The 25,146-nt window shown below is 72.6% G+C and carries 22 protein-coding genes, 2 tRNA genes and 1 pseudogene; 9 read left to right on the top strand and 16 right to left on the bottom strand.

The genetic code is table 11. From position 1 onward, the window contains the following. Positions 1-169: 169 nt before the first annotated feature. Complete coding sequence (locus tag ACIHEI_RS01610) at positions 170-628, top strand: YwqJ-related putative deaminase (RefSeq protein WP_387638074.1); 459 nt, start codon at positions 170-172, stop codon at positions 626-628. 38 nt (positions 629-666) lie between these two features. Next, positions 667-1,170 carry an SUKH-3 domain-containing protein gene (locus ACIHEI_RS01605; protein WP_392952440.1) on the top strand — a complete coding sequence of 168 codons (504 nt, stop codon included), beginning with the start codon at positions 667-669 and terminating at the stop codon, positions 1,168-1,170. A 7-nt stretch (positions 1,171-1,177) separates the two neighbouring features. On the opposite strand, the gene ACIHEI_RS01600 is transcribed toward ACIHEI_RS01605, so the two are convergent. Continuing rightward, positions 1,178-2,449, bottom strand: coding sequence for a sensor histidine kinase (locus ACIHEI_RS01600; RefSeq protein ID WP_396605242.1), 1,272 nt, complete (start codon positions 2,447-2,449; stop codon positions 1,178-1,180). 247 nt (positions 2,450-2,696) lie between these two features. Here ACIHEI_RS01600 and ppc point away from each other — a divergent pair, with 247 nt between their 5' ends. Beyond that, on the top strand, positions 2,697-5,495 hold the full coding sequence (gene ppc / locus ACIHEI_RS01595; protein WP_392952195.1) for a phosphoenolpyruvate carboxylase: 2,799 nt from the start codon (positions 2,697-2,699) through the stop codon (positions 5,493-5,495). Positions 5,496-5,570: 75 nt separating this feature from the next. On the opposite strand, the gene ACIHEI_RS01590 is transcribed toward ppc, so the two are convergent. The 6 genes from ACIHEI_RS01590 to ACIHEI_RS01565 form a co-directional block, all read right to left on the bottom strand. Then, the gene (locus ACIHEI_RS01590) at positions 5,571-5,819 is read right to left on the bottom strand and encodes a hypothetical protein (protein WP_387638085.1); all 249 of its coding nucleotides are present in this window, start codon (positions 5,817-5,819) and stop codon (positions 5,571-5,573) included. Between the two features lie 140 nt (positions 5,820-5,959). Then, on the bottom strand, positions 5,960-6,535 hold the full coding sequence (gene pth, locus ACIHEI_RS01585; RefSeq protein ID WP_392952197.1) for an aminoacyl-tRNA hydrolase: 576 nt from the start codon (positions 6,533-6,535) through the stop codon (positions 5,960-5,962). A 113-nt stretch (positions 6,536-6,648) separates the two neighbouring features. Beyond that, a complete protein-coding gene (locus tag ACIHEI_RS01580; protein ID WP_387638090.1) occupies positions 6,649-7,257 on the bottom strand; it encodes a 50S ribosomal protein L25/general stress protein Ctc in 609 nt (202 codons plus the stop codon). A 267-nt stretch (positions 7,258-7,524) separates the two neighbouring features. Continuing rightward, a complete protein-coding gene (locus ACIHEI_RS01575) occupies positions 7,525-8,505 on the bottom strand; it encodes a ribose-phosphate diphosphokinase (RefSeq protein WP_387638093.1) in 981 nt (326 codons plus the stop codon). A 155-nt stretch (positions 8,506-8,660) separates the two neighbouring features. Further along, positions 8,661-10,106 carry a bifunctional UDP-N-acetylglucosamine diphosphorylase/glucosamine-1-phosphate N-acetyltransferase GlmU gene (gene glmU / locus ACIHEI_RS01570; protein WP_387638096.1) on the bottom strand — a complete coding sequence of 482 codons (1,446 nt, stop codon included), beginning with the start codon at positions 10,104-10,106 and terminating at the stop codon, positions 8,661-8,663. A 90-nt stretch (positions 10,107-10,196) separates the two neighbouring features. After that, positions 10,197-10,267, bottom strand: a tRNA-Gln gene (locus ACIHEI_RS01565). 241 nt (positions 10,268-10,508) lie between these two features. Here ACIHEI_RS01565 and ACIHEI_RS01560 point away from each other — a divergent pair. From ACIHEI_RS01560 to ACIHEI_RS01550, 3 genes are read left to right on the top strand one after another with little or no spacing between them, the layout of a single operon-like run. Continuing rightward, positions 10,509-11,471, top strand: coding sequence for an acyl-CoA desaturase (locus ACIHEI_RS01560; protein WP_396605241.1), 963 nt, complete (start codon positions 10,509-10,511; stop codon positions 11,469-11,471). Between the two features lie 26 nt (positions 11,472-11,497). Beyond that, positions 11,498-12,196: a TetR family transcriptional regulator gene (locus tag ACIHEI_RS01555; RefSeq protein ID WP_387638102.1), complete on the top strand. Its 699-nt coding sequence runs from the start codon at positions 11,498-11,500 to the stop codon at positions 12,194-12,196. A 56-nt stretch (positions 12,197-12,252) separates the two neighbouring features. Beyond that, a complete protein-coding gene (locus ACIHEI_RS01550) occupies positions 12,253-13,104 on the top strand; it encodes a DMT family transporter (protein ID WP_392952208.1) in 852 nt (283 codons plus the stop codon). A 7-nt stretch (positions 13,105-13,111) separates the two neighbouring features. Here ACIHEI_RS01550 and ACIHEI_RS01545 read toward each other — a convergent pair whose 3' ends face one another. Beyond that, complete coding sequence (locus ACIHEI_RS01545; RefSeq protein WP_392952210.1) at positions 13,112-13,906, bottom strand: methyltransferase domain-containing protein; 795 nt, start codon at positions 13,904-13,906, stop codon at positions 13,112-13,114. Positions 13,907-14,023: 117 nt separating this feature from the next. On the opposite strand from ACIHEI_RS01545, the gene ACIHEI_RS01540 reads away from it, so the two are divergent. Beyond that, complete coding sequence (locus tag ACIHEI_RS01540) at positions 14,024-14,518, top strand: MarR family winged helix-turn-helix transcriptional regulator (RefSeq protein WP_392952213.1); 495 nt, start codon at positions 14,024-14,026, stop codon at positions 14,516-14,518. Between the two features lie 204 nt (positions 14,519-14,722). On the opposite strand, the gene ACIHEI_RS01535 is transcribed toward ACIHEI_RS01540, so the two are convergent. The 4 genes from ACIHEI_RS01535 to ACIHEI_RS01520 all read right to left on the bottom strand — a co-directional run bounded on the left by ACIHEI_RS01535 (position 14,723) and on the right by ACIHEI_RS01520 (position 18,611). Next, positions 14,723-16,267, bottom strand: a complete 1,545-nt coding sequence (locus ACIHEI_RS01535; RefSeq protein WP_396605240.1) for a polysaccharide biosynthesis protein — start codon at positions 16,265-16,267, stop codon at positions 14,723-14,725. Between the two features lie 58 nt (positions 16,268-16,325). Then, entirely contained in the window at positions 16,326-17,186 is an 861-nt protein-coding gene (locus ACIHEI_RS01530) for a LuxR C-terminal-related transcriptional regulator (protein ID WP_396605239.1), read from the bottom strand. 142 nt (positions 17,187-17,328) lie between these two features. Next, positions 17,329-18,288, bottom strand: a complete 960-nt coding sequence (gene galE, locus ACIHEI_RS01525) for a UDP-glucose 4-epimerase GalE (RefSeq protein WP_396605238.1) — start codon at positions 18,286-18,288, stop codon at positions 17,329-17,331. Further along, positions 18,285-18,611 carry a hypothetical protein gene (locus ACIHEI_RS01520; protein ID WP_396605497.1) on the bottom strand — a complete coding sequence of 109 codons (327 nt, stop codon included), beginning with the start codon at positions 18,609-18,611 and terminating at the stop codon, positions 18,285-18,287. The genes galE and ACIHEI_RS01520 overlap by 4 nt, the downstream gene beginning before the upstream one ends. Positions 18,612-18,636: 25 nt before the next feature. Between ACIHEI_RS01520 and ACIHEI_RS01515 the strand changes: the two are divergent. Beyond that, positions 18,637-18,893 (top strand): annotated as a pseudogene (locus ACIHEI_RS01515) (helix-turn-helix domain-containing protein); the annotation flags it as partial. Between the two features lie 13 nt (positions 18,894-18,906). On the opposite strand, the gene ACIHEI_RS01510 reads toward ACIHEI_RS01515, so the two are convergent. Together ACIHEI_RS01510 and ACIHEI_RS01505 are read right to left on the bottom strand one after the other, a co-directional pair. Continuing rightward, complete coding sequence (locus ACIHEI_RS01510) at positions 18,907-19,566, bottom strand: LuxR C-terminal-related transcriptional regulator (protein ID WP_396605237.1); 660 nt, start codon at positions 19,564-19,566, stop codon at positions 18,907-18,909. Positions 19,567-19,728: 162 nt separating this feature from the next. Continuing rightward, positions 19,729-19,801 (bottom strand) — tRNA-Thr (locus tag ACIHEI_RS01505). A 180-nt stretch (positions 19,802-19,981) separates the two neighbouring features. Between ACIHEI_RS01505 and ACIHEI_RS01500 the strand changes: the two genes are divergently transcribed. Continuing rightward, positions 19,982-21,886: an FUSC family protein gene (locus tag ACIHEI_RS01500; RefSeq protein WP_396605236.1), complete on the top strand. Its 1,905-nt coding sequence runs from the start codon at positions 19,982-19,984 to the stop codon at positions 21,884-21,886. 44 nt (positions 21,887-21,930) lie between these two features. Here ACIHEI_RS01500 and ACIHEI_RS01495 read toward each other — a convergent pair whose 3' ends face one another. Both ACIHEI_RS01495 and ACIHEI_RS01490 read right to left on the bottom strand, forming a co-directional pair. Continuing rightward, a complete protein-coding gene (locus tag ACIHEI_RS01495) occupies positions 21,931-23,742 on the bottom strand; it encodes an ABC-F family ATP-binding cassette domain-containing protein (RefSeq protein ID WP_387638129.1) in 1,812 nt (603 codons plus the stop codon). A gap of 234 nt (positions 23,743-23,976) precedes the next feature. Then, complete coding sequence (locus ACIHEI_RS01490; RefSeq protein WP_396605235.1) at positions 23,977-24,963, bottom strand: aldo/keto reductase; 987 nt, start codon at positions 24,961-24,963, stop codon at positions 23,977-23,979. Between the last annotated feature and the right edge of the window lie 183 nt (positions 24,964-25,146).

Here is a 25,146-nt window from a genome sequence, read left to right as displayed (position 1 = left end):
GGAGTTGAGCCCTCCGTACACCTCCGCGCGCCCCCGTGTCGCACCCCGGCTCGGCAGAAGTCGGATCCGTTTGGCAGGCTGGATGCTTCGGGGTGAGGATTCACCGTCCGTCAGCAGACCCCCGGCAGCGGAAAACTGCCGGTGCGCCGTACAACGCCGAGGAGCAGTCATGGACCAGTCGGGCCCGCCGCCCGTGTTGCGGCACCAGCGCGACAGCCTGCTGCCCGCGGTGGCCGCGGCGCTGATGCTGCGCGGCGGCGAGGTGCACACACTGGCCGGGGAGAAGTCCGACCTCTCGCCGATGCTGCACCCGCTGGTCGGCGAGTTCCTGGCGGCGCTGCCGGTCGACAAGCGGGAGCGTTTCCTCGGCCGCTGCCCGGAGCCGGCACTGCTGTCGCAGTACCTGGGGCAGGTCGACGCGTCCCGCTCGAAGCGCGCCTCGCGCAAGCCGATGACGGTGCAGGAGGCCCGGAAGGCGCTGAAGGGCGCCCGGATGACCACGGTGCGGATCCGCGAGGAGGGCGACCCGGCGCACGGCACGCACGCACCGCCGTGCCGCTCCTGCGCTCCGCTGCTGGATCATCTGAGCGTGGCCAGCGTCGCGGTCGGGCCGCCCGGCCGCCGCTGACCCTCTTGTTCCCCGTCCCCGAACCACCGGAGCACGTCCTGAACGCCAGCACCGTCCGTACCCAACCCCGCTTCCCGGCCGACGTGGCCGCCGCCCTCAAGCAGGCCGGCTGGCACCCGGGCCGGTGGGAGATCCGCCAGGCCGAGCAGTGGGCCGATGCGATGGTCGCGCACGGCGGTCCGACGGACCCGCAGCACACGGTGTTCCCCGCCGCGGTCGAGGCCTGGGCCGAGTTCGGCGGCCTGGCCTTCGACGTCCCGGGCCCCGGGCGGACGATGGCCCGTACGCCGTTCCTGCTCGACCCGCGCTGCGGCCTGCACGCCCCGCGTACCCTCACCGACCTGGGGCGCGCCCTGGGTACGCGGCTCGCCCCGCTCGGCGAGGAGCTGCACGGGCAGGCGCTGCTGGCCATCGACGAGCAGGGCCGGGTCTACAGCCTCGACCACACCGGCGAATGGTTCCTCGGCCACAGCGTCGACCAGGCGCTGGCCACCCTGGTGCTCGGCCTGGCCCCGCACCGGCTGCGCACCGCCGGGGCATAGGCGGAGGTCAGTCCAGCGGTGCGACGGCCAGCCGCAGCCTGGACGGCAGCACCGCCTCGACCCGGAAGCCGCCGTCGCTCTCCGGCCCGGCGTGGAACATCCCGCCCAGCGCCAGCACCCGCTCGCGCATCCCCACCAGCCCGTTGCCGCCGCTGGGCAGCGCCACCGGCACGGCCGCGCCGCCCGGGCAGTCGTTGACCACCGACACCCGCACACCGTTCGGCACGTACGCCAGCAGCACCGCCACCCGCGCCCCGCCGGCGTACTTGTGGGCGTTCGTCAGGCCCTCCTGCACCACCCGGTACGCGGTCTGCTCGGCCTCCGCGACGTACACCAGGTGCTCGCCGCTGACGGTCAGCGAGACGGCCATGCCGGCCGCCCGGGACTGGTCCACCAGCTCCGGCAGCTCCCTGAGACCGCCGACCGGCGCCTCCACCTGGTCCTGCGCCTCGGTCATCCGCAGCACGCCGAGGATCTCCCGCAGCTCGTCCAGCGCCTGCCGGCCGACCTCGCCGATCAGGTTCGCCGACTGCTGCGCCTTCGCCGGGTCCTTGGGGATGATCCGCTCCACCGCCGCCGCGTGCACCACGATCAGGCTGACCCGGTGCGCGACCACGTCGTGCATCTCCCGGGCGATCAGGGTGCGTTCCTCGACCCTGGCCCGCCAGGCCCGCTCCCGGGCCTGCTCGGCGAGCAGCGTCAGCTCGGTCTCCAGGCCCTCCGCGCGGTCCTTCAGCGACTCCACCAGGCGGCGCCGCGCCCCGATGTACAGGCCGGTCACCACCGGGGCCACCGCCATGCCGACCGCGACGAACGCCGAGGCGATCACCAATACCCACGCCGGCGGCAACGGCTCCTGCGGCGGCGACGGGTTCGGCGCGAACATCGCCAGCACCACCATGCCGAAGGTCTCCACCGCGGCCACCGCCGACAGCACGATCACCCGGGCCCGCCTGACCGGCCACTCCCAGGTCGCCGCCAGCGTGTACAACGACACCACCAGCAGGATCACGCCGAAGAAGCCCGGCACGAACACCAGCGCCACCACCACCGGCAGCACCGGCCACTTGCGCCGCACCACCAGCGAGAGCCCGGCCAGCGCCCCGAGCACGATCCCGACCACGGCCGGCCCCAGGCCCAGCTCCAGCCGGATCCTCACCAGCCCGTACGCCCCGGCCGCACACTCCGACGCGGCCACCAACGCCAATCCCACGTCCAGCGCCGCGCTGCGTCTCCGCGCCCACCACCACACGCCGTCCCCCGCCGGCTGATTACTCATAACGGACACCTTACGCAGGCCGGTGCGAAAGCAGGGGCCCGGGGAACGGCGGGGCCGTTCCCCGAGCCCCTGATTGTTCGCCCGCCTGCGCTCGCGCCCCCCTGTCCGCCATCCGGCCACCTCTCCGTTCTGGCACCGGGTGCCACCTATGCTGTTGCCCGTCGGACAGCGCGGTCCGCACCCGTCACCCGCATCGCGGTGATGGCAGAGCCGTTGCCGAACACCCCACCACCACAGGGAGCCAGCCGTGACCGCTCCGGTCCCCACTTCGGCGGACAACCCATCCCCGACCGCCGACCAGGCAGACAATGCCGCGCTGCGTGCGGACATCCGCCGCCTCGGCGACCTGCTCGGAGAGACCCTCGTGCGTCAGGAGGGCCCGGAACTGCTGGGCCTGGTCGAACAGGTGCGCCTGCTGAGCCGTACCGACGGCGAGGCGACGGCCCAGCTGCTGGCGTCGATCGATCTGGACACCGCCGCGAAGCTGGTGCGCGCGTTCTCGACCTATTTCCATCTCGCGAACGTCACCGAACAGGTGCACCGCGGACGGGAGTTCGCGTCCCGCCGGGCCCGTGAGGGCTCGGTGCTGTCGCAGACCGCCGACCAGCTGAAGGAGGCGGACCCGAAGCACCTGGCCGACACGCTGGCCAACCTCGCGGTGCGTCCGGTCTTCACCGCGCACCCGACCGAGGCGGCCCGCCGCAGCGTGCTGAACAAGCTGCGCCGGGTCGGCGAGCTGCTGGAGCGGATCCACCGCGAGCAGGCGGCGACCGGCCAGGTCGACTCGGCCCGGCAGACCTCCGCGCGCCGGCAGGCGGACCGCCGCCTGGCCGAGGTGATCGACCTGCTGTGGCAGACCGACGAGCTGCGGATCGCCCGCCCGGAGCCGACCGACGAGGCCCGCAACGCCGTCTACTACCTGGACGAGCTGTACCGCGAGGCGGTGCCGGCGGTGCTGGAGGAGCTGCACGAGGAGCTCGCCCGGGTCGGCCTGGCCCTGCCGGAGGGCGTGCGCCCGCTGACCTTCGGCACCTGGATCGGCGGCGACCGCGACGGCAACCCGAACGTCACCCCGCAGGTCACCTGGGACGTGCTCAACCTGCAGCACGAGTACGGCATCAAGGACGCGCTGGCGGCGATCGACGACCTGCGCGCCTCGCTGTCCACCTCGGTGCGCCTGGCGGGCGCCTCCGAGGAGCTGCTGGCCTCGCTGGACGCCGACCTGACGCACCTTCCGGAGCTGAGCCCGCGCTACAAGCGGATGAACGCCGAGGAGCCGTACCGGCTGAAGGCCACCTGCATCCGGATCAAGCTGGAGAACACCCGCGAGCGGCTGGCCGCCGGCACCCCGCACGTCCCCGGCCGGGACTACGTCGGCACCCGGGACCTGATCGCCGACCTGAAGCTGATCCAGGACTCGCTGCGCGCCCACCGCGGCGGCCTGATCGCCGACGGCCGGCTCGCCCGGGCGATCCGCACCATCGAGGCGTTCGGCCTCCAGCTGGCCACCATGGACGTCCGCGAGCACGCCGAGGCGCACCACCACGCGCTGGGCCAGCTGTTCGACCGGCTGGGCGAGGAGGCGTGGCGCTACACCGACATGCCGCGCGAGTACCGCCAGCGCCTGCTGTCGAAGGAAATGCGCTCGCGCCGCCCGCTGGCCCCGACCCCGGCCCCGCTGGACGCGGCGGGCGCGAAGACGCTCGGCGTGTTCAGCACCATCCGGCAGGGCTTCGAGCGGTTCGGCGACGAGATCGTCGAGTCGTACATCATCTCGATGTGCCAGGGCGCGGACGACGTGTTCGCGGCCGTGGTGCTGGCCCGCGAGGCGGGGCTGATCGACCTGCACGCGGGCATCGCCAAGATCGGCATCGTGCCGCTGCTGGAGACCACCGACGAACTCCAGCAGGCCGACCGGATCCTGGAGGAGATGCTCTCCGACCCGTCGTACCGGCTGCTGGTGTCGCTGCGCGGCGACATCCAGGAGGTCATGCTCGGCTACTCGGACTCCTCGAAGTTCGGCGGCATCACCACCTCGCAGTGGGAGATCCACCGCGCCCAGCGCCGGCTGCGCGACGTCGCGCACCGGTACGGGATCCGGCTGCGGCTGTTCCACGGCCGCGGCGGCACCGTGGGCCGCGGCGGCGGCCCCTCGCACGAGGCGATCCTCGCCCAGCCGTGGGGCACCCTGGAGGGCGAGATCAAGGTCACCGAGCAGGGCGAGGTGATCTCCGACAAGTACCTGCTGCCGTCGCTGGCCCGGGAGAACCTGGAGCTGACCCTCTCCGCCACGCTGGCCGCGTCCGCGCTGCACACCGCCCCGCGCCAGGCCCCGGAGGAGCTGGCCCGCTGGGACGCCGCGATGGACCGGGTCTCGGAGGCCGCGCACACCGCCTACCGGGGGCTGGTGGAGCAGGAGGACCTGCCGAAGTACTTCTTCGCGTCCACCCCGGTCGACCAGCTGGCCTCGCTGCACCTGGGCTCCCGCCCGTCCCGCCGCCCGGACAGCGGCGCGGGCCTGGACGGCCTGCGGGCCATCCCGTGGGTGTTCGGCTGGACGCAGTCCCGGCAGATCGTCCCCGGCTGGTACGGCGTCGGCTCCGGCCTGGCGGCGGCCCGCGCGGCGGGCCTGGCGGACGTGCTCGACGAGATGTACGGGAAGTGGCACTTCTTCCGCAACTTCCTGTCCAACGTCGCCATGACGCTGGCCAAGACCGACCTGCGGATCGCCCGCCACTACGTCGAGCAGCTGGTGCCGGGCGAGTTGCGGCACGTCTTCGACCAGATCGTCGCCGAGCACGAACTGACGCTGCGGGAGGTGCTGCGGCTGACCGGCGAGTCCGAGCTGCTGGAGCACAACGAGGTCCTGAAGCAGACCTTCACCGTCCGCGACGCCTACCTCGACCCGATCTCCTACCTGCAGGTGGCGCTGCTGCGCCGCCAGCGCGAGGAGGTCGCCCACGGCCGCCCCGAGGACCCGCTGCGGGCCCGCGCGCTGCTGCTGACCGTCAACGGCATCGCGGCCGGCCTGCGCAACACCGGCTGACGCACCGAAACAGCGAGGTCCGCTCCGCGGGGGAACTCCCCGGCGGAGCGGACCTCGTCCGTTTGTGGACTCCCGCTAGGCCTTCTTGCGCTTGCGCAGCCAGGTCGCCGCACCGCCGGCCACCACCACCAGACCGCCGCCGACGGCGTACACGCCGGCCGAGCCGACGGAGCCGGTGGGCGGGGCGAGCTTGGCCGCGGCCGGCTCGGGGGTGACCGCGACGACAGGCTCGGCGGCCAGCGCCGGCGCAGCGGCCCATCCTCCGGCGGCCAGGCACAGCACGGTGCCACCGACGACCTTGCCCACACGCTTCGAGCGGATCACGCTCCATACCCCCAGTGACGGCACTTCAATCCTTGCACCGGGTCCGACGGTATCCGATTCCTGGCGTGTTCTGACCACCAGTCAGCTTCCACGAGGCAAGCGTTGCATGAATGTTGTGTACGGAGGGTGGTCGAAGCAGGTCAGGAGTTGTAGTTCTGCTGTGCGCGCTCCAGGCCGTCGGCGAGCAGTGCCTCGACGGCGTCCGCGGAGCGGTCGACGAACCAGTCGAGGTCCTTGCGCTCGGTGGACGAGAAGTCCTTGAGCACGAAGTCCGCGACCTCCATCCGGCCGGGCGGGCGGCCGATGCCGCAGCGCACCCGGTGGTAGTCGGGGCCGAGCGACTTGGTGATCGACTTCAGTCCGTTGTGGCCGTTGTCGCCGCCGCCGAGCTTGATCCGCAACGCCGCGTAGTCGAGGTCGAGTTCGTCGTGGACGGCGATGATCGCCGAGGCGGGCACCTTGTAGAAGTCGCGCAGTGCGGTGACCGGACCGCCCGAGAGGTTCATGAAGGTCATCGGCTTGGCGAGGATCGCCCGCTTGCCCGAGAGGCGCCCTTCGGCGACCTGGGCGCGGCTCTTGTGGGCCTTGAACCTGGCGCCCATCCGCTGGGCCAGCAGGTCGGCCACCATGAAGCCGATGTTGTGCCGGTTGCGGGCGTAGCCCTCGCCGGGGTTGCCGAGGCCCACCACCAGCCAGGGGCCGTCGTACTCGCTCATGCCGCTCCTCACGCGGGTGTCGTTGCGTCGTCCATCATCCCGGACATGCCGCTGCCCCGGCCGCCCGCACGAAGCGGAAGGCGGCCGGGGCAGCGACGGAGAGATCGCGAGGATCAGGCCTCGACAGCGGCCTCTTCGCCCTCGACGGCCTCGGTCTCGGCCTCTTCCTCGGTGGCCTCGGGGGCCTGGGCGCCGATGACCTGCAGCACGACGGCGTCGGCCTCGACGGCCAGCGCGACGCCGGCCGGCAGGGCGATGTCACCGGCGGTGATGGAGGCGCCGGCCTCCAGGCCCTCGATCGAGACGGTGACCGACTCGGGCAGGTGGGTGGCCTCGGCCTCGATCGGGAGCGCGTTCAGCACGTGCTCGACCAGGTTGCCGCCGGGGGCCAGCTCGCCCTCGGTGTGGACCGGGATCTCGACGGTGACCTTCTCGCCACGCTTGACCAGCAGCAGGTCGACGTGCTCGATGGAGCGCTTGATGGCCTCGCGCTGGACGGCCTTCGGCAGCACGTACTCGTCCTTGCCGTCGATCGGCAGGACCAGCAGGGCGTTCGGGGTCTTCAGGGCCATCATCAGGTCGTGGCCGGGCAGGTTCAGGTGAACCGGGGCGTGGCCGTGGCCGTAGACGACACCGGGGACGAAGCCGGCGCGACGGGCGCGACGGGCGGCACCCTTGCCGAACTCGGTGCGGGACTCAGCGGCGATGCGGATCTCGGACACGACTGCACTCCTCGGAAATGCGCAGGGGTGCAGGAACGACAGAACCGCCGGGCCACACCCTCAATAACGTTTGGGGGGACACTCGGCGGTTCGATCAAAGCGCATCGTTCTCGCGCGTCGATCACGGAGCACCGAAAACGGGCATCCCTCGCCGAGCAGTCTCCCCAGACTAACCGGGCGGTGGCGCGGACGTGAAATCGGCCCCCGGTTCCAGGCGGAACCGGGGGCCGATCAAGGGGCTGACAAGGGGTCAGCGCCCGCGAGAGGTCAGTGCACGCCCTCGAACAGGCTGGTGACCGAGCCGTCCTCGAACACCTCGCGCACGGCGGCGGCGATCGACGGGGCGATCGACAGCGTGGTGATCTTGTCCATCTGGAGCTCGGCCGGAGTCGGCAGCGTGTTGGTGAACACGAACTCGCTGACCCTGGAGTTCTTCAGCCGGTCCGCGGCGGGGCCGGAGAGCACGCCGTGGGTGGCGGCCACGATGACGTCGGCGGCGCCGGCGTCGAACAGCGCGTCGGCGGCGGCGCAGATGGTGCCGGCGGTGTCGATCATGTCGTCGACCAGGACGCAGGTGCGGCCGCGGACGTCACCGACCACCTCGGCGGAGAGGATGGTGTTGGCCTGCGTCATGTCGCGGCGCTTGTGGATGATCGCCAGCGGGGCGTCCAGGCGGTCGCACCACTGGTCGGCGACCTTCACCCGGCCGGCGTCCGGCGAGACGATGGTCAGCTTGGACCGGTCGGCGACCCGGTCGCCGACGTAGTCGGCGAGCATCGGCAGCGCGAACAGGTGGTCGACCGGGCCGTCGAAGAAGCCCTGGATCTGCGCGGTGTGCAGGTCCACGGCCATCAGGCGGTCGGCACCGGCCTGGCGCAGCAGGTCGGCCACCAGGCGGGCCGAGATGGGCTCGCGGCCGAGGTGCTTCTTGTCCTGCCGGGCGTAGCCGTAGAACGGGAGGATCGCGGTGATGCTGCGGGCCGACGCGCGCTTCAGCGCGTCGATCATGATCAGCTGCTCCATGATCCACTGGTTGATCGGAGCCGTGTGGCTCTGGATCACGAAGCAGTCGGCGCCGCGCGCGGAGTCCAGGAAGCGGACGTAGATCTCGCCGTTGGCGAAGTCCAGGGCCTTGGTCGGGACGAGTTCGGTGCCCAGCGAGCGGGCAACCTCCTCGGCAAGTTCCGGGTGGGCTCGACCGGAGAAGAGTTTGAGCTTCTTCTCACCGGAGGTCGTGATCCCGCTCACTGCACCGTCTCCTCGTGTATTTGCCACTCTGAGTGAGTACGCCGAGGCACGGCCCAGCAGGCCCGATGGCGCACGTATGTACTTCAGGTTACGCGCCCCGGACCGTGACCGACGGCCGGGGACCTCCGTTCAAGATCCCCGGCCGTCCGGTCCGGCTACTCCGGCGAGGACGCCTCGGCGGCGGCGCGGGCGGACGCCGAACCGGGCCGCTTCCGCTCAACCCAGCCTGCGATGTTGCGCTGCTGGGCCCGCGCGACGGCCAGCGAACCGGCCGGAACATCGTTGGTGATCACGGATCCGGCGGCGGTGTAGGAGCCGTCACCGATCGTCACCGGGGCGATGAACATGTTGTCGGAACCCGTGCGGCAGTGGGCTCCGATGACCGTGCGGTGCTTGTTCACACCGTCGTAGTTCACTGTGACCGACGCCGCACCCACGTTGGTGCCCTCACCGATCGAGGCGTCCCCGATGTACGACAGGTGGGGCACCTTCGCGCCCTCGGCCAGCTGGGAGTTCTTGATCTCCACGTAGGTGCCGGCCTTCGCCTTCCGGGCCAGCACGGTGCCCGGCCGCAGGTACGCGTACGGGCCGACCGAGGCCTCCGGGCCGATCTCGGCGCGCTCCGCCGTGGTGTTGCTCACACGGGCGCCCGCGCCGACCGAGGTGTCGGTCAGCGTGGTGTTCGGGCCGACCTCGCAGCCCTCGCCCAGGTGGGTCGCGCCGAGCAGCTGGGTACCGGGGTGCACCAGCGCGTCCGGCTCGTAGCCGACCTGGACGTCCATCCAGGTGGTGGCCGGGTCGACCACCGTCACGCCGGCCCGCATCGCGCGCTCCAGCAGCCGGTCGTTGAGCAGGCGGCGGGCCTCGGCCAGCTGCACCCGGTCGTTGATGCCGACGATCTCGCGGTGGTCCGCGGCCACCACCGCGCCCACCCGGTGGCCCTCGCGGCGCAGGATCTCCAGGGTGTCGGTCAGGTACTCCTCGCCCTGCGAGTTGTCGGTGCCGACCAGCGACAGCGCGTGCGCCAGCAGCTTGGCGTCGAACGCGAACACCCCGGAGTTGATCTCGTTGACCGCCAGCTGTTCGGGGCTGGCGTCCTTGTGCTCGACGATCGCCGCGACCGCGCCGTCGCTCTCGCGCAGGATCCGCCCGTAGCCGGTGGCGTCGGGGACGAGGGCGGTCAGCACGGTGACGCCGTTGCCCTGCTCGGCGTGCGCGGCGGCCAGCGCGGACAGCGTGCCGCCGGTCAGCAGCGGGGCGTCGCCGGTGGTGACCAGCACGGTGCCGTCCAGCTCCACGCCGTCGGCGGCCAGCGCCTGCAGCGCGGTGCGCACCGCGTGGCCGGTGCCGAGCTGCTCGGTCTGCACGACGGGGCGGGCCGCCGGGTACTGCTCGGCCAGGTGCGCCTGCACCAGCTCGCGCAGGTGGCCGATCACCACCAGCAGCTGACCGGGCGTCAACTCCTGGGCGGCGGACACCGCGTGGCCCACCAGGGAGCGGCCGCAGATCTCGTGCAGCACCTTCGGCAGGGCCTTGGACTTCATCCGCGTGCCGCCCCCGGCGGCGAGCACGATCACGGCAGCGGGCTGGTTTGCACTCACGCGGGGAGACTCCTCGGTCGATGCGGGGTGAGGGTGCACCGAGAATACCGAGACGAGACGGGCGGAAAACGACCGAAACGGTCGTGGAGGCTCCGCCGCTAGGATTCGAACCCAGACAAAGGCCTCCAAAGGGCCCTGTGCTGCCATTACACCACGGCGGAAAGGCGCGGTTGCCGCGCCCAGCACAGCCTACGGGTTGACGGCCCGTAGCTCCACCACCTTCCGCGAAGCACACGAACGACACACCCGACTCGGGTGGCCGTCCTGCCGGAATCCGGCGGACGAACACCGCGACACGTCCGCGCGCGAGCCTTCCGCTTACCGCCGTCCGATACCTACGATGCCGTAGGTTACGGAAACGTAGGTATCCGCTGGCACCACCCTCCTCCCCCGGGAAGCGCCATGACCATCCAGGCCGGGCAGGCGCCGCCGAGCGCCGCCGAGGACCTTCTCCCCCGTCTGTCCGCCACCAGGGGCGGCGAGAAACAGGGCCCCGCGGAACGGGTCACCCTCGCCCTGTTCATCGCGGTGCCGTTCCTGGCCCTGCTGGCCGCCGTCCCGATCGCCTGGGGCTGGGGCCTGTCCTGGCTGGACGCCGGCCTCGCCGTCGCCATGTACTTCCTCACCTGCCACGGCATCACCATCGGCTACCACCGCTACTTCACCCACAGCGCGTTCAAGGCCAAGCGGCCGCTGCGCATCGGCCTCGCCGTGCTCGGCTCGTTCGCCGTCGAGGGCCCGCTGGTGCGCTGGGTCGCCGACCACCGCAGGCACCACCGCTTCTCCGACAAGGAGGGCGACCCGCACTCCCCGTGGCGTTACGGCGAGAGCGTGCCCGCCCTGCTCAAGGGCCTGTGGTGGGCGCACATGGGCTGGATGTTCGACGAGGAGCAGACCCCGCAGCTCAAGTACGCGCCCGACCTGGTCCGCGACCCGGCCATGAGGCGCATCTCCCGGCTGTTCTGGCTCTGGACGACGCTCTCGCTGGCGCTGCCCGCGGTGATCGGCGGCCTGGCCACCTGGAGCTGGGAGGGCGCGCTGTCCGCCTTCTTCTGGGGCTCGCTGGTCCGGGTCGCGCTGCTGCACCACGTCACCTGGTCGGTCAACTCGATCTGCCACGCGGTCGGTTCACGCCCCTTCAAGTCCCGCGACAAGTCCGGCAACGTGTGGTGGCTGGCCGTACTGTCCTGCGGCGAGTCCTGGCACAACCTGCACCACGCCGACCCCACCTCGGCCCGGCACGGCGTACTGCGCGGCCAGGTCGACTCCTCGGCGCGGGTCATCCGCTGGTTCGAGAAGGCGGGCTGGGCCACCGACGTCCGCTGGCCGGGTGCGGAGCGGATCGCCGCCCGCCGCGCCGCATGAGGCAGCGCCTGCAGCATGATGGAGGGGTGAACGGGACCAACGGAGACAGCGCCGGCCATCAGCAGCCTTCGCGGCGCGGCGCGGCCCGCGGCGCCGCCGCGAAGACAAGTGGCCGGGTGCGGATGACCGGCAAGCAGCGCCGCGAGCAGCTGCTGGAGATCGGCCGAACGGTCTTCGCCGAACGCGGCTACGACGGCACCTCGGTGGAGGAGATCGCCGAACGCGCCGGGGTCTCCAAGCCGGTCGTCTACGAGCACTTCGGCGGCAAGGAGGGCCTGTACGCCGTGGTCGTCGACCGCGAGATGCAGCTCCTGCTGGACATGGTCACCGGCGCGCTCACCGGCGGGCACTCCCGGGAGCTGCTGGAACAGGCCGCGTTCGCGCTGATGGACTACATCGACACCTCCACGGACGGCTTCAAGATCCTGGTCCGGGACTCGCCGGTGGCCCAGTCCACCGGCTCGTTCGCCTCGCTGATCAGCGACATCGCCACCCAGGTCGAGGACATCCTCGGCCTGGAGTTCAAGTCCCGCGGCTTCGACGCCCGGCTGGCGCCGATGTACTCGCAGATGCTGGTCGGCATGGTGGCGCTGACCGGCCAGTGGTGGCTGGAAGTGCGCAAGCCCGCCAAGGCGGAGGTCGCCGCCCACCTGGTCAACCTCGCCTGGCACGGCCTGGAGGGCCTGGAACGGCACCCCAAGCTGGTCGGGGACCGCAAGAACTGACCGGCCCGGCCCCGTCACCGGGGCCACCGGGCCGTCCCGCACGACAGGAGAACCTGTTGACGGTCTTCCTGCTGGCCCTCGGCGCGGCCTGCTGCCTCGGACTCGGCTTCGTCCTGCAGCAGCACGCCGCCCAGCGCGCCCCCAAGGGCGACATGCTCCGCTGGCGGCTGCTGCTCGACCTGATGCGGATGCCCGACTGGCTGCTCGGCATCGGATTCATGATCGCCGGGCAGGTGCTGTCCGCGCTGGCGCTCAGCCAGGGCGAGGTCACCCTGGTCGAGCCGCTGCTGGCCACCAACCTGGTCTGGGCGATGCTGCTGGCCCGCCGGATCACCGGCACCCGGCTGGGCCGCTCCGGCTGGATCGGCGTCGCCCTGATCGCGCTCGGCGTCACCGCGTTCATCGCCGCCGGACAGCCCCAGGGCGGCGGCCCCGGCGTCGGACCGGTGCGGCAGTGGCTGGTCATCGGCACCGTCGCCGGCCTCGCCCTGCTGCTGGTCTCGGTGGCCCGCCGCCTCCCCCTGTTCGAGGAGGCCACCCTGCTCGCGCTGGCCGCCGGCCTGCTCTACGGCCTCCAGGACGCCCTCACCCGCTCCACCTTCGACCTGATCGACCAGCACGGCGCCCCCGCCGCGTTCGCCTCCTGGCAGCCGTACACCGTGATCGGCATCGGCGTGGTCGGGCTGCTGCTGGTGCAGTCCGCGTTCGAGGCCGCGCCGCTGCGGATGTCGCTGCCCGCGCTCACCGCCGCCCAGCCGCTGGCCGGCATCGCCTGCGCGGTCGGATTCCTCGGCGACCGGGTCCGGATCACCCCCGCCGCGCTGGCCTGGCAGAGCGCCGGGATGGCCGCGATCGTGGTCGGCGTGGTGGTGCTCGGCCGCCACCCGGCCCTGCCCAGCGCGAAGTGACCCTCCCTCAGCGCCTGACCGCCACCGCGAACACCCGGCGGAACGGGAACACCGTGCCGTACTCGCCCGCCGGGTACGCCTCGCGCAGCAGCGCCCCGTACTCCGCCAGGAACGCCTGCCGCTCGCCCGGATCGGGCAGCCGCTCCAGCACCGGGCGCAGCGCGGTGCCCTTGACCCACTCCAGCACCGGGTCCGGCCCCTGCAGCACCGTCAGGTACGTGGTCTCCCAGACGTCCGCCGTGCAGCCCGCGGCCAGCAGCGCCTCCAGGTAACGCGCCGGGGCGTGGCAGGACGCGTCCGGGCGGACGGTGCCCAGCCGCTCGCGCCAGCGGGCGCTCTGCCTCAGCTCGGCGAGCAGGGTGTGGCTGGGGGCGGCGAAGTTGCCGGGCAGCTGGAAGGCGATCACCCCGCCGGGGCGCAGCGCCGCCGCCCAGCGGGGCAGCAGGGTGAGGTGGTCGGCGGTCGGGGTGTCCATCCAGTGCAGGGCGGCGTTGGACGCGATCAGGTCGGGCCGTTCGGGCGCGGGGTCGTACGCGGTGACGTCCTGCAGCCGGTACTCGGCGGTGGGCTCGCCGGTGGCCCGGGCGGTCTCCAGCAGGGCGGGCGAGGTGTCCAGGCCGAGCAGGCGGGCCTCGGGCCAGCGGCGGCGCAGCACGGCGGTGGAGTTGCCGGGGCCGCAGCCGAGGTCCAGCACGGTGGGGCGGGGCGGGAGTTCGGGGACCCGGGCGAGCAGTTCGTTGAGCGGCCGGATGCGTTCCTCCGCGTAGCGCAGGTACTGGTGGGCGTCCCAGTCGGCGGGCATGGCGGACCTCCAGAAGTATCTCGACGTCAAGATATCTTTCGGACGCCGAGCGTTCCTTTGTTATCTCTTGATGTCAAGAGACTTCACATCGACACATCCCCCGATACACTGATCGTCATGGAGGACGAGGTCGACCGCCTGGTCGCAGCATGGCGCCGAGAGCGCCCCGACCTCGACGTGGAGCCCCTTGAGGTCCTCAGTCGGGTGAGCCGACTCGCCCGCCACCTGGACCGCGCCCGCCGCACCGCGTTCGCCGAGCACGGCCTCGAACCCTGGGAATTCGACGTCCTCACCGCCCTGCGCCGGGCCGGAGACCCCTACCAGCTCTCCCCCGGCCAGCTCCTCACCCAGACCCTGGTCACCTCCGGCACCATGACCAACCGCATCGACCGCCTCACCACCAAGGGCCTGGTCGTCCGCCTCCCCGACCCCGACGACCGCCGCGGCGTCCTCGTCCGCCTCACCGACGCCGGCCGCGACAAGGCCGACCAGGCCCTGGCCGGCCTCCTCGCCCACGAACGCGAGATCCTCGCGCAGCTGGCACCCACCCAGCGCGCCGAACTCGCGTCCCTGCTCCGCCAGTTGGTCATCCCCTTCGACCGGGCAGGCTGATTTTTCGAGGGGCCGGAAGATCGGCTCTTCAGGGGCCCGGGGAACGGCGAGGCCGAGTCTGCGGTTGATCAACAGGGCGCTGAGCGTTCATACGTTTCGGGTCTCCCGGTGCCTCAAGACACCCGAAGCAGCACGACCGCATCGCAAGGTCCGACCATCCGCAGTCCCGGCCTCGCCGTTCCCCGAGCCCCTGAAGACAAAAACTCAAAAGCCGTCCGGATACAGGGCCGAGAGCGCCGGAGGCTTGTCCGGGGCACTCTTGTAGCCGGGCAGCAGCGCCGCCAAGCAGTCGCGAACCGCAGAGTCCTCGTTGCCCGTCGCGGCCCCGTACAACGCGGTGAGGCCCCCCGCCAGGTCCTCGACGCCGGTCGCGTTCGCCGCCGTCGCGTAGATCCGCGGGTGTGCGGTGGGAAGCCGTTCCTCGGTGTCGGAGAACAGCGCCTCGTTGAGTTTCTCGCCCGCCCGCAGCCCGGTGTACCGGATCTCGACCTCCGCCGCGTCCAGTTGGACCTGTTCCGCGAAGTTGTGGACCAGGTCCACGATCCGCACCGGCTCCCCCATGTCGAGGACGAAGACCTCGCCGCCCTCGGCCATCCGTCCGGCCTCCAGGACCAGGCCGACGGCCTCCTCGATGGTCATGAAGAACCGGGTGACGTCGGGGTGGGTGACCGTCACCGGCCCGCCGCTGCGCAGTTGTTCCTCCAGGACGGAGAGCAGCGAGCCGCGGGAGCCGAGCACGTTGCCGAAGCGGACGGCGGCGAACACGCCGGTGCCGAGGTTGCGGGCGTCCTTCGCGTTGGCCTGGACGATCAGCTCGGCGAGGCGTTTGCTCGCGCCGAGGACGGAGGTGGGGTCGGCGGCCTTGTCGGTGGAGATCAGGACGAAGCGTTCGACGCCGGTGGCGAGCGCGGCCTCGACCAGGTGGTCGGTGCCGAGGACGTTGGACTTGACGGCCTCGCTGGGGTGGCGTTCCAGCAGCGGCAGGTGCTTGTGCGCGGCGGCGTGGAAGACGACCTCGGGGCGCAGGTCGCGGAAGATCTGCTGGATCCGCGGGCGGTCCCGGATGTCGGCGATCACCAGGGACTCGTCGGTGAGCAACGCCTCGCCCCAGATGTCGAGTTGGAGCCGGTGCAGGTTGGATTCGTCGTGGTCGAGCATGTACAGCGCGGCGGGGCCGAACGCCTGGACCTGGCGGCACAGTTCGCTGCCGATGGAGCCGCCCGCGCCGGTCACCAGGACCCGGCGGCCCTCGATCACGGTACGGACGTCGGGCGAGACGACGTGGACCTCGTGCCGGCCGATCAGCCGGTTGACGTCCAGGGTGCGCAGGTCGGAGCCGACCACGGCGCGGCGCAGCGCGGACAGGAAGGACGGCAGGTAGCGGACGGCCGCGCCGGCCGCCGCGGCGGCGGTGGCGAGTTCCCGGACGCGCTGGTGCGGCAGGCCGGGGATGGCGAGGACGACCACCTGGGCGCGGTGGGCGAGGGCGTGGCGGGTGAGGTCGGCGAGCGGGCCGAGGACGGGGCGGCCGGAGACGTGCCGGCCGGCCTTGGCGGGGTCGTCGTCCAGCACCCCGACGGGGGTGAGGCCGAACTCGGGGGTCCGGTCCAGGTCGCGGACCAGTGCCGTGCCGGCCGCTCCGGCCCCGACGACCAGGGTGCGCATGCCGGCCGAGCCGGCGCGCTGCTCGGGGATGCGGGTGCGGGCGCGGGCTGCGTGCGGGCGTGCGGAAGCGCGGTGCGACGACATCTGACCTCCGGTCTCGCTGACTCACGGAGTGGAAACCTGCTCGGAAGGCGGGGCTCGTTCAGCCCGCGCCGGGGCCTGCGGTCGAGGCGACGGTCGGCGGTGGGGCGGGGGCGGGCACGATAGGCGGCCCGGGCGGCTCGGAGGGGGCGATCCCGGCACGGCGGGCGACGGCGACCGCCGCGAGCGTGGAGTGCACCCCGAGCTTGCCCAGGACGTTCTGCATGTGGGTGCGGACGGTGTGCGGAGAGAGGAACAGCCGCTCGGCCACCGCCTGCCTGCCCAGTCCCGCGACCATGCAGCGCAGCACCTCCTCCTCGCGGGGGGTGAGCGCGGCGACCAGGCGTTCGCTCTCCGAGCGGTCCCGGCGGGCGGAGGTGAGTTCGCGGACCACCCCGGTCAGCAGGGCGGGCGGCAGGTGGGTCTCGTCGCGCAGCACGCCGCGGATCACGGCCATCAGCGCGCCCAGCGAACTTTCTCGTGCCACCCAGCCGTTGGCGCCGGCCTGCAGGGCGCGGACGGCCCGCTGCGGGTCGTCGGCGACGGCCAGCATCACGGCCCGCAGCGTCGGGTGGGCCCGGCAGGCCCGGCCGACCAGGGCGATCCCGTCGCCCGGTCGCGTCCCGTCGACGGGCGGCCGGGCGGCGGCCGATGGGCGCGTCAACTGTCCGGCGGCTGGCCGCTGTTGGGGCACTCCGAGGTGGTGACGGGGTGGTGGTGCCGGGGCGGCGCCGAGGTCGGCGTCGACCAGCAGCACGTCGTACGGGCGGCGTTCGGCCGCCGCCCGTTCCAGCGCGCGTTCGGCCGCGGCGGCGCTGCCGGCCGCCCCGACGTCCACATCGGGCTCGGCGGCGAGCGCCGTGGCGAGTGCCTCGGCGAAAATACGGTGGCCGTCGACCACCAGGACGCGAATCCGCCCCATCGTCCTGCCCCCCTGCTCCTGGCCCGACCCCCACCGGTGCCTCAATCAGCGTACGGGCGGCCGCCCGTACGGCGTGGGGATTTGGTGAAGTTCCTGTACGCAGAGACTTCGGGGGTCGGAGTCGGGCCGGGAGCGGGGCTGGTCAGGCGCGGTGGGCGAGGGTGAATTCCCAGGCGTCGGCGACGATCCGGTCGAGCTCGGGGTGCTTCGGCGCCCAGCCGAGGGCCTCCCGGGCCCGGTCCGCGGCGGCCACCAGCACCGCCGGGTCGCCCGGGCGGCGGTCCGCGACCTGCACCGGGATCTCCCGGCCGGTGACCCGCTTGACCGACTCGATCACCTCGCGCACCGAGAAGCCGGTGCCGTTGCCGAGGTTGCAGATCAGGTGCTCGCCGGACTTGGCGGCGTCCAGCGCCAGCAGGTGCGCCTCGGCCAGGTCGGCGATGTGGATGTAGTCGCGGATGCAGGTGCCGTCCGGGGTCGGGTAGTCCTCGCCGAACACCGCGATGTGCGGGCGCTGCCCGAGCGCGGCCTGGAACACCAGCGGGATCAGGTGCGACTCCGGCTCGTGGCGCTCGCCGTAACGGCCGTACGCCCCGGCCACGTTGAAGTACCGCAGGCTGACGGCGGCCAGGCCGTGGGCGATCGCCTCGGAGGTGATCAGGTGGTCCACGGCGAGCTTGGTGGCACCGTAGGCGTTGGTCGGCGAGGTGCGCGCGGTCTCCTTGATCGGCACCTCCTCCGGCTCGCCGTACACGGCCGCGGTCGAGGAGAACACCAGCTTGCCGACGCCGGCCTTGCGCATCGCCGACACCAGCTCCAGCGAGCCGGCCACGTTGTTGCGCCAGTACTTCTCCGGGTCCGCCACCGACTCGCCGACCTGCGAGGACGCGGCGAAGTGCAGCACCCCGTCGAAGGACGCGTCGAGCACGTCGGAAGCGTCCTGGATCCGGCCGCGGACGAACTCCGCACCGTCCGGCACGGCCTCCGCGAAACCGGTCGACAGGTCGTCCAGCACCGTCACCCGGTGCCCCGCCTCCAGCAGGTGCGCCGCCACCACGCTGCCCACGTAGCCGGCTCCGCCCGTGACCAGGTACTTGCTCATGCCCTCGACCTCCGCAACGCTCGGTGTTCCTCGCTCGGAGCATATGGCACCTGCACTAAAGGCCCGGTCCGGCCGACCAGCGGGGGCCCGCCGGTGAGCGCCAGCAGCGCCTCGAACGCGTCGTCCCCGGCATAGCCCACCGGCTCCGCGGACATCCCCACCGCCCGCCCGTTCGGCACCGGTTCCGCCGTCAGCGGGCCCAGCACGGCGACCGCCTCCGGCGCTGGCCCGTACGGCAGGCCGGTGGCCCGGGCCAGGTCCCAGCCGTGCACGACCAGGTCCATCGGCGCCGGCGAACCGACCGGCTCCGCGAACATCCCCATCGCCCCGACCGGGCCCCGGTCCGCCCGGGTCGCGGACCTCGCCGCCCGCAGCGGCCTGACGGTGCGCGGCCTGCGGCGCCTGTTCGCCGCCCGGGTGGGCGTCCCCCGAAGTGGGTGGTCCTGCGTTACCGGATCCACGAGGCCCTGGAGGCGGCGCAGCGCCCGGACGCCCCGGACCGGTCCCGGCTCGCCGCCGAGCTCGGCTACCGCGACCACGCGCACCTGACCCGCGAGTTCACCCGCACCGTCGGCGTCCCGCCCCCTGCCTACGCGGCGCGCTGAACACCGCTGCGACTCAGGCCAGTTGATCCAGCATGCCGGTCCGCGCGGCCAGCGCGGCGGCCTCCAGCCGGGAGCGGGCGCCGAGCTTGGTCAGCACCCGCTGGACGTGCGTGCGCGCCGTGGACGGGGCGATCCGCATCGCGGCGGCGATCGCCGCGGTGTCCTCGCCGTCGGCGATCCGGCCCAGCACCTGCACCTCGCGGCGGGTCAGCAGCCGCAGCAGCCGCACCGCCTCGTCGTCGGGCTCGACGACCGGCCACAGCAGGTGCTCGAACGCGGCACGCAGCACCTCGACCGCGACGGCCGCCTCCCCCGCCCGGACCCGGGCGATCGCCCGGTCCACCACGTCGATCCGCTCGTCGCTGCGCACGTAGCCCGCCGCACCGGCGGCGAACGCGGCCGCGACCCGGCCGGGCGTGCTCAGCGGCCCCAGCACCACCACGGCGATCTCCGGACGGTCGCGGCGCAACCGGCGCAGCACGTCGAACGGGTCGTCCGGGCCGGCGGCCGTCCCGAGTAAGCACACCTCGGGGCGCCGCCCGACGACCAGGTCGAGCACCGAGCCGCACGGCGAACCCACGCCGAGCACCCGGTGGCCGCGCTGTTGCAGGGCGGTGCCCAGGGCTTCGGCCATCAGCCGGTGATCGTCCGCCACTACGAGCCGCACGCTCATGCCGCCCCCTCCCCGGTTCGGCAGGACAGACGCACCATCACAGCGCATTCGTGCGCGGGCCGCCAGGGGACGTACCGAAAAACCGCCGTCGCGGTTTGGCCAAGAGTCGGGAAACGGGCAGACGCCGAAGGCCCCGCCGAGTGGCGGGGCCTTCGTCTGCTGAGCCCCCATGCGGAATCGAACCGCAGACCTTCTCCTTACCATGGAGACGCTCTACCGACTGAGCTATAGGGGCTTGTTGCTCCGGGTTCCTTGCGGTTCCCCTTGCGACGAGGAAGACATTACATGGTCGGCGGACCGGTTGGGAAATCAGCTTCGACCAGGTGGGCGGGCTAAACTGCCCGAGAAGACCCGATCTGCTCTGCAATGTCGCCCAGCAGCCGCGAACTCCCGTTCAGCGAAAGCGCGTGATCCCGTGTCAGCCCCCGGCCGCAGTCGTGTTTCCTCCGACCGTTCCACCTGGTGGGCGCTGGCCCTGCGGCCGGCCCGGCCGCCGGTGCCGTGGCGGCCGATGGTGCGGGCGGCGCTCGGGATGGCGGTGCCGCTGTCGGCGGGCCTGCTGTTCGGCCGCCTGGACCTGGGCGTCTTCGCGGGGCTGGGCGCGATGCACGCCACCATGAACGACCGGGTGGAGCCGCTGCGGCTGCGCGCCCCGCGGATCGCGCTGGCGCTGACCGCCTCCACCACCGGCATGCTGATCGGCGCGGCGCTCCAGCACCTCGGCGCGGGCGGCCTGCTGGTCGGCATCGCGCTGACCCTGATCGGCTTCGCCGGCGGCGCCCTGTCCGCGACCGGCCCCCGCGGCTCGGCGGCCGGGATGCTGCTGCTGGTCTCGGCCTCGCTCGGCGGCGGCATGGCGCTGCCCCACCCGTGGTGGGCGGCGCCCGCGATGATGCCGTGCGGCGCGGCGCTGGTCCTGGTGCTGGGCCTGCACTACCGCACCGACGTCCGCACCGACCCGCGCACCGTCGCGCTGGCGGAGGTCTACCGGGCGCTCGGCGGCATGCTGGCCGCCCTCGGCACCCCGGACGGACCGGCGGCCCGCCGGGTGCTGACCGCGCGCCTCAACCAGATGCAGGACCTGCTGCCGCCGACCCGCCCGGGCCGCCGCGAGTCGGAGCGGCTGCGCTGGCTGCGCCGCTCGTACGAGGCCGCGCTGGGCGCCACCGAGGCCGCCGCCGGGCTGCTCTGGGCGTGGCGGCCGGTGCCGCCGGAGCTGGTGGAGTTCCCGGCGGCGCTGGCCCGGCAGATCACCGGCGGACCCGAGCCCGCCTACCCGGACTGGCAGCCGGACACCCCGTCCCGGACGGCGTTCGACACGGCGCTGCGGGCCGCCGCCGACACCGTCTCGGGCCGCTGGGCGCCGCTGGACACCGCCGCCCCGCCGCCGCCCGACCCGTGGCGGCTGCGCGCCCGTCTGCTCTCGCCCGGCTCGGTGCGCTACGGCCTGCGGGTCGCGCTGTGCGTGGCGGTCGCCGAGGCGGCCGTCAACGCGCTGACGCTGAGCCGCAGTTACTGGGTGCCGCTGACGGTGGCGTTCGTCCTGAAGCCGGATCTGGGCTCGGTGTTCCATCGGGCCGTCAGCCGGGTGCTGGGCACCGTGCTCGGCATCGCGGCGACGGCGGTCCTGCTGGCCGTCACCACGGAGTCCTGGGCGCTGAGCGTCGCGGTGTCGCTGTGCGTGGCGCTGCTGCCGTACTCGACGGCCGCGCACTACGGGCTGAACACCGCCGTGATGACGCCGGTGGCGCTGATCCTGGTGCAGCTCGGCGGGGAGAGCGGCGCCGCCGAGTTCTGGCCGCGGGTGCTGGACACCACGCTGGCCAGCGCGATCGTGCTGGTCTTCGGCTACCTGCTGTGGCCCGAACGCGCCCCGCACCGGATCGAGCCCGGCATCGTCAAGGCCGCCGCCACCGTCCACGAGTACCTGGCCGCGGTGGCCCGGGTCGAACCCGTCGCCGAGGTGTGGCTGCGCCGCACCGCCTACCGGGCACTGGCCGACGCCCGCCGCCAGGTCGACCTGGGCCTGGCCGAACCCCCGCCCGCCGGACGCCTCGCCGAGGAGTGGCTGCCCGCCACCTCCGCACTGGAACGGCTGGCCGGCGCGGTCGCCGCGTACGCCGCCCAACTCCGTTACGGCGGACGGGAACCCGAGCCGGAAGTGATCGAACGCGTCCTGCACTCGCTGGACCGCCTCACCGACGCCGCCCGCGCCCACCACCCGCCGTCCGGCCGCGCCGCCCGCCCGACCGGCCCGCACGACCCGACCCGCAGCGTACTGGCCCGGGCCGCGGACGAACTGGACGTCCTGCTCGGCTGACCCGCGAGGGCCGCACACCGGCGGGTGCGCGGCCCTCGCCGTGCTCAGACCTGCTCGGCCAGCTCCAGCCAGCCCATCTCCAGCTCCTCCTTCTCCTCGCGGACCTTGCGCAGCTGCGCGTCCAGCTCGGCGACCTTGGAGAAGTCGGCGGCGTGCTCGGCGAGTTGGGCGTGCAGCTTGGACTCCTGCTGGTCCAGCTTGGCGATCTGCCGCTCCAGCTTCTGCATCTCCTTCTTCGCCGCCCGCAGGTCGCCCGCCGACAGGCCGGAGGTCTCCGCGGCGGCCGGGATCTGCGCGGCCGCGGCCGCGGCGGCGGCCTCCGCCATCGCGGTGCGGCGCTCCAGGTACTCGTCGACGCCGTTCGGCAGCATCCGCATCCGGCGGTCGCCGAGCAGCGCGTACGAGGTGTCGGTGGTCCGCTCGATGAAGAACCGGTCGTGGCTGATCACGATCATCGAGCCGGGCCAGCCGTCGAGCAGGTCCTCCAGCTGGTTGAGGGTCTCGATGTCCAGGTCGTTGGTCGGCTCGTCCAGGAACAGCACGTTCGGCTCGTCCATCAGCAGCCGCAGCAGCTGAAGGCGGCGACGCTCACCACCGGACAGGTCGCCGACCGGCGTCCACTGCTTGTCCTTGCCGAAGCCGAACTGCTCGCACAGCTGCCCGGCGCTCATCTCCCGGCCCTTGCCGAGGTCCACCCGGCCGCGAATCTGCTCGACCGCCTGCAGCACCCGGGTCTCCGGGTCCAGCTCGGCCACCTCCTGCGAGAGGTACGCCAGGCGCACCGTCTTGCCGACCTTGATCACGCCGCCGGCCGGCTGCACGTCGCCCTCGGTCGCGTACGCGGCCTGCATCGCCCGCAGCAGCGAGGTCTTGCCGGCGCCGTTCACACCCAGCAGACCGATCCGGTCACCCGGGCCGAGCTGCCAGGTCAGCCGCTCCAGCAGCAGCTTCTCGCCCGCCTTGACGGTCACGTCCTCCAGGTCGAAGACCGTCCGGCCCAGCCGCGCGTTGGCGAACTTCATCAGCTCGGACTTGTCGCGCGGCTCCGGCACGTCCGCGATCAGCGCGTTCGCCGCCTCGATCCGGTACCGCGGCTTGGACGTCCGGGCCGGGGCACCGCGACGCAGCCACGCCAGCTCCTTGCGGGCCAGGTTCTGCCGCTTCTGCTCCTCCGTCGCCTCGATCCGGGAGCGCTCGGCGCGGGCGAACACGTAGTCCGAGTAGCCACCCTCGTACTCGCGGACCTCACCACGCTGAACGTCCCACATCCGGGTGCAGACCTGGTCCAGGAACCACCGGTCGTGGGTGACGCAGACCAGCGCCGACCGGCGGTTCTGCAAGTGCTTCGCCAGCCAGGCGATGCCCTCCACGTCCAGGTGGTTGGTCGGCTCGTCCAGCACGATCAGGTCCGGCTCGCCGAGCAGCAGCTTCGCCAGCGCGATTCGCCTGCGCTCACCACCCGACAGCGGCCCGATCACGGTGTCCAGCCCGTTCGCGAACCCCGGCAGGTCAAGCCCACCGAACAGACCCTGAATGATGTCCCGGATCCGCGCATCGCCCAGCCACTCGTGGTCGGCCCGGTCCGCGATCACCTCGTGCCGGATCGTCGCCGTCGGATCCAGCGAGTCGTGCTGCGTCAGCACCGCCATCTGCAACCCACCGGAGTGGGTGATCCGCCCGCTGTCCGGCTCCTCCAGCTTCGCCAGCATCCGGATCAGCGTGGTCTTGCCGTCACCGTTCCGGCCCACCACACCGATCCGGTCCCCCTCACTGACGCCGAGACTCACCCCGTCCAGCAGGGCCCTGGTGCCGTACACCTTGGTGACGGACTCGATGGTGGCGAGGTTGACGGCCACGAAGCTGCACTCCTGGGGAAGGGGGGTGGAACGAACCCCCAGCCTAGTGCCGTCGAGCAAGCGATCAGGGGCGCGGAGGACTGCGCGACAAGCGCACACCACGTCCGAAACGTCGCGATCACGTGCGAGTCATGGCCCTGCGTCGCGATCTTGCCGCTGGGTGCCTTCCGCTTCGCGCAGTTCTCCCCCAGCCCCAGGGGGCTGGGAGGTGCCCCCACGCGCCCCTGATTCGCCTTACCGCGCCCGGTCCAGCAGATCCCGCTGCTCCGCCGTCAGCTCCAGCTCCAGCGCCCCCAAGCTCTCCTCCAGCTGCGCCACCGACGACGCCCCCACCAGCGGAATCACCGGAAGCTCGCCGCCGAGCAGCCACGCCAGCACCACCTGGTTGCGGGTCGCCCCGGTCTCGCGGGCCACCGCATCGAGCGCGGCGAGCCGGGCCGGGGTGCCGGCGTGGTCGAAGGACGGGCCGAGGGGCTTGTCGTCGCGGACGTAGGCGCCGCCGAGCAGCGGGGAGTAGGCGACCAGGGTGAGTTCGGGGCTCTCCTTGAGGTACGCGATCAGGTCGCCCTGGACGGCGGCCTGATCGCCGTCCTGGCTGAGCAGGCCGGGCCAGTCGCCGCGGCGGCGCAGGTAGGTGTGGCCGTACTGGAGCACCTCGTAGCCGGGCAGCCCGGCCTGCGCAGCGATGCGGCGGGCCCGCTCGACCCGCCAGGACCAGTGGTTGGAGACGCCGAGCAGCCCGACCGTCCCCTCGTTCACCAGCTCCCCGAAGGCGTGCACGGTCTCGGCGAGCGGCACCACGGTGTCCTCGATGTGCGCGTACAGCAGGTCGAGCTTCTCGACGCCGAGTCGCTTGCGGCTGGCCTCGGACGAGGCGCGGATCACCTCGGCGGACAGGCCCTCCCCGTTCTCGATGAACCCGGTGCCGGGGGCCTTCGGACGGGCGCCGAGCTTGGTGGCGATCACCACCTCGTCGGTGATGCCCCGGCTGGCCCGCCAGCGCCCGAGGACCTCCTCGCTGGCGCCGCCCTGGCTGCCGTCCTGCCAGTACGCGTAGTTGTTGGAGGTGTCGATGAAGGTGCCGCCCGCCTCCACGTACCGGTCCAGCACGGCGAAGGAGGTGGCCTCGTCGGTGAGCGTGCCGAACAGCATCGCGCCGAGGCTGAGCACGCTGACCTCGCGACGGGTGCGCGGGTCGGTTCCGATGGTGCGCTTGCGCATCCGGGTTCCCCTCGTCTCCGCGGCCCGCCCGGTGCGGGCCGCGGCAACGAGTCTCGAACCCGGAGCGCGCTCCAGGTCAAGCAGCGGCCCACGCGGGCGCGCGGCCAAGCCGTACCACCGCACAGCGCACGGCGAGCGCCCGTAATTGCCCGGCCTGTTCCTGCCGAGCGGTACCGTGCGAAG

Origin of the sequence: Kitasatospora sp. NPDC051984 (assembly GCF_044593455.1) — a bacterium.
Lineage (GTDB): Bacteria > Actinomycetota > Actinomycetes > Streptomycetales > Streptomycetaceae > Kitasatospora.
The sequence above is the reverse complement of the archived record's forward strand: the minus strand, read 5'-3'. Positions and strand labels throughout refer to the sequence as shown.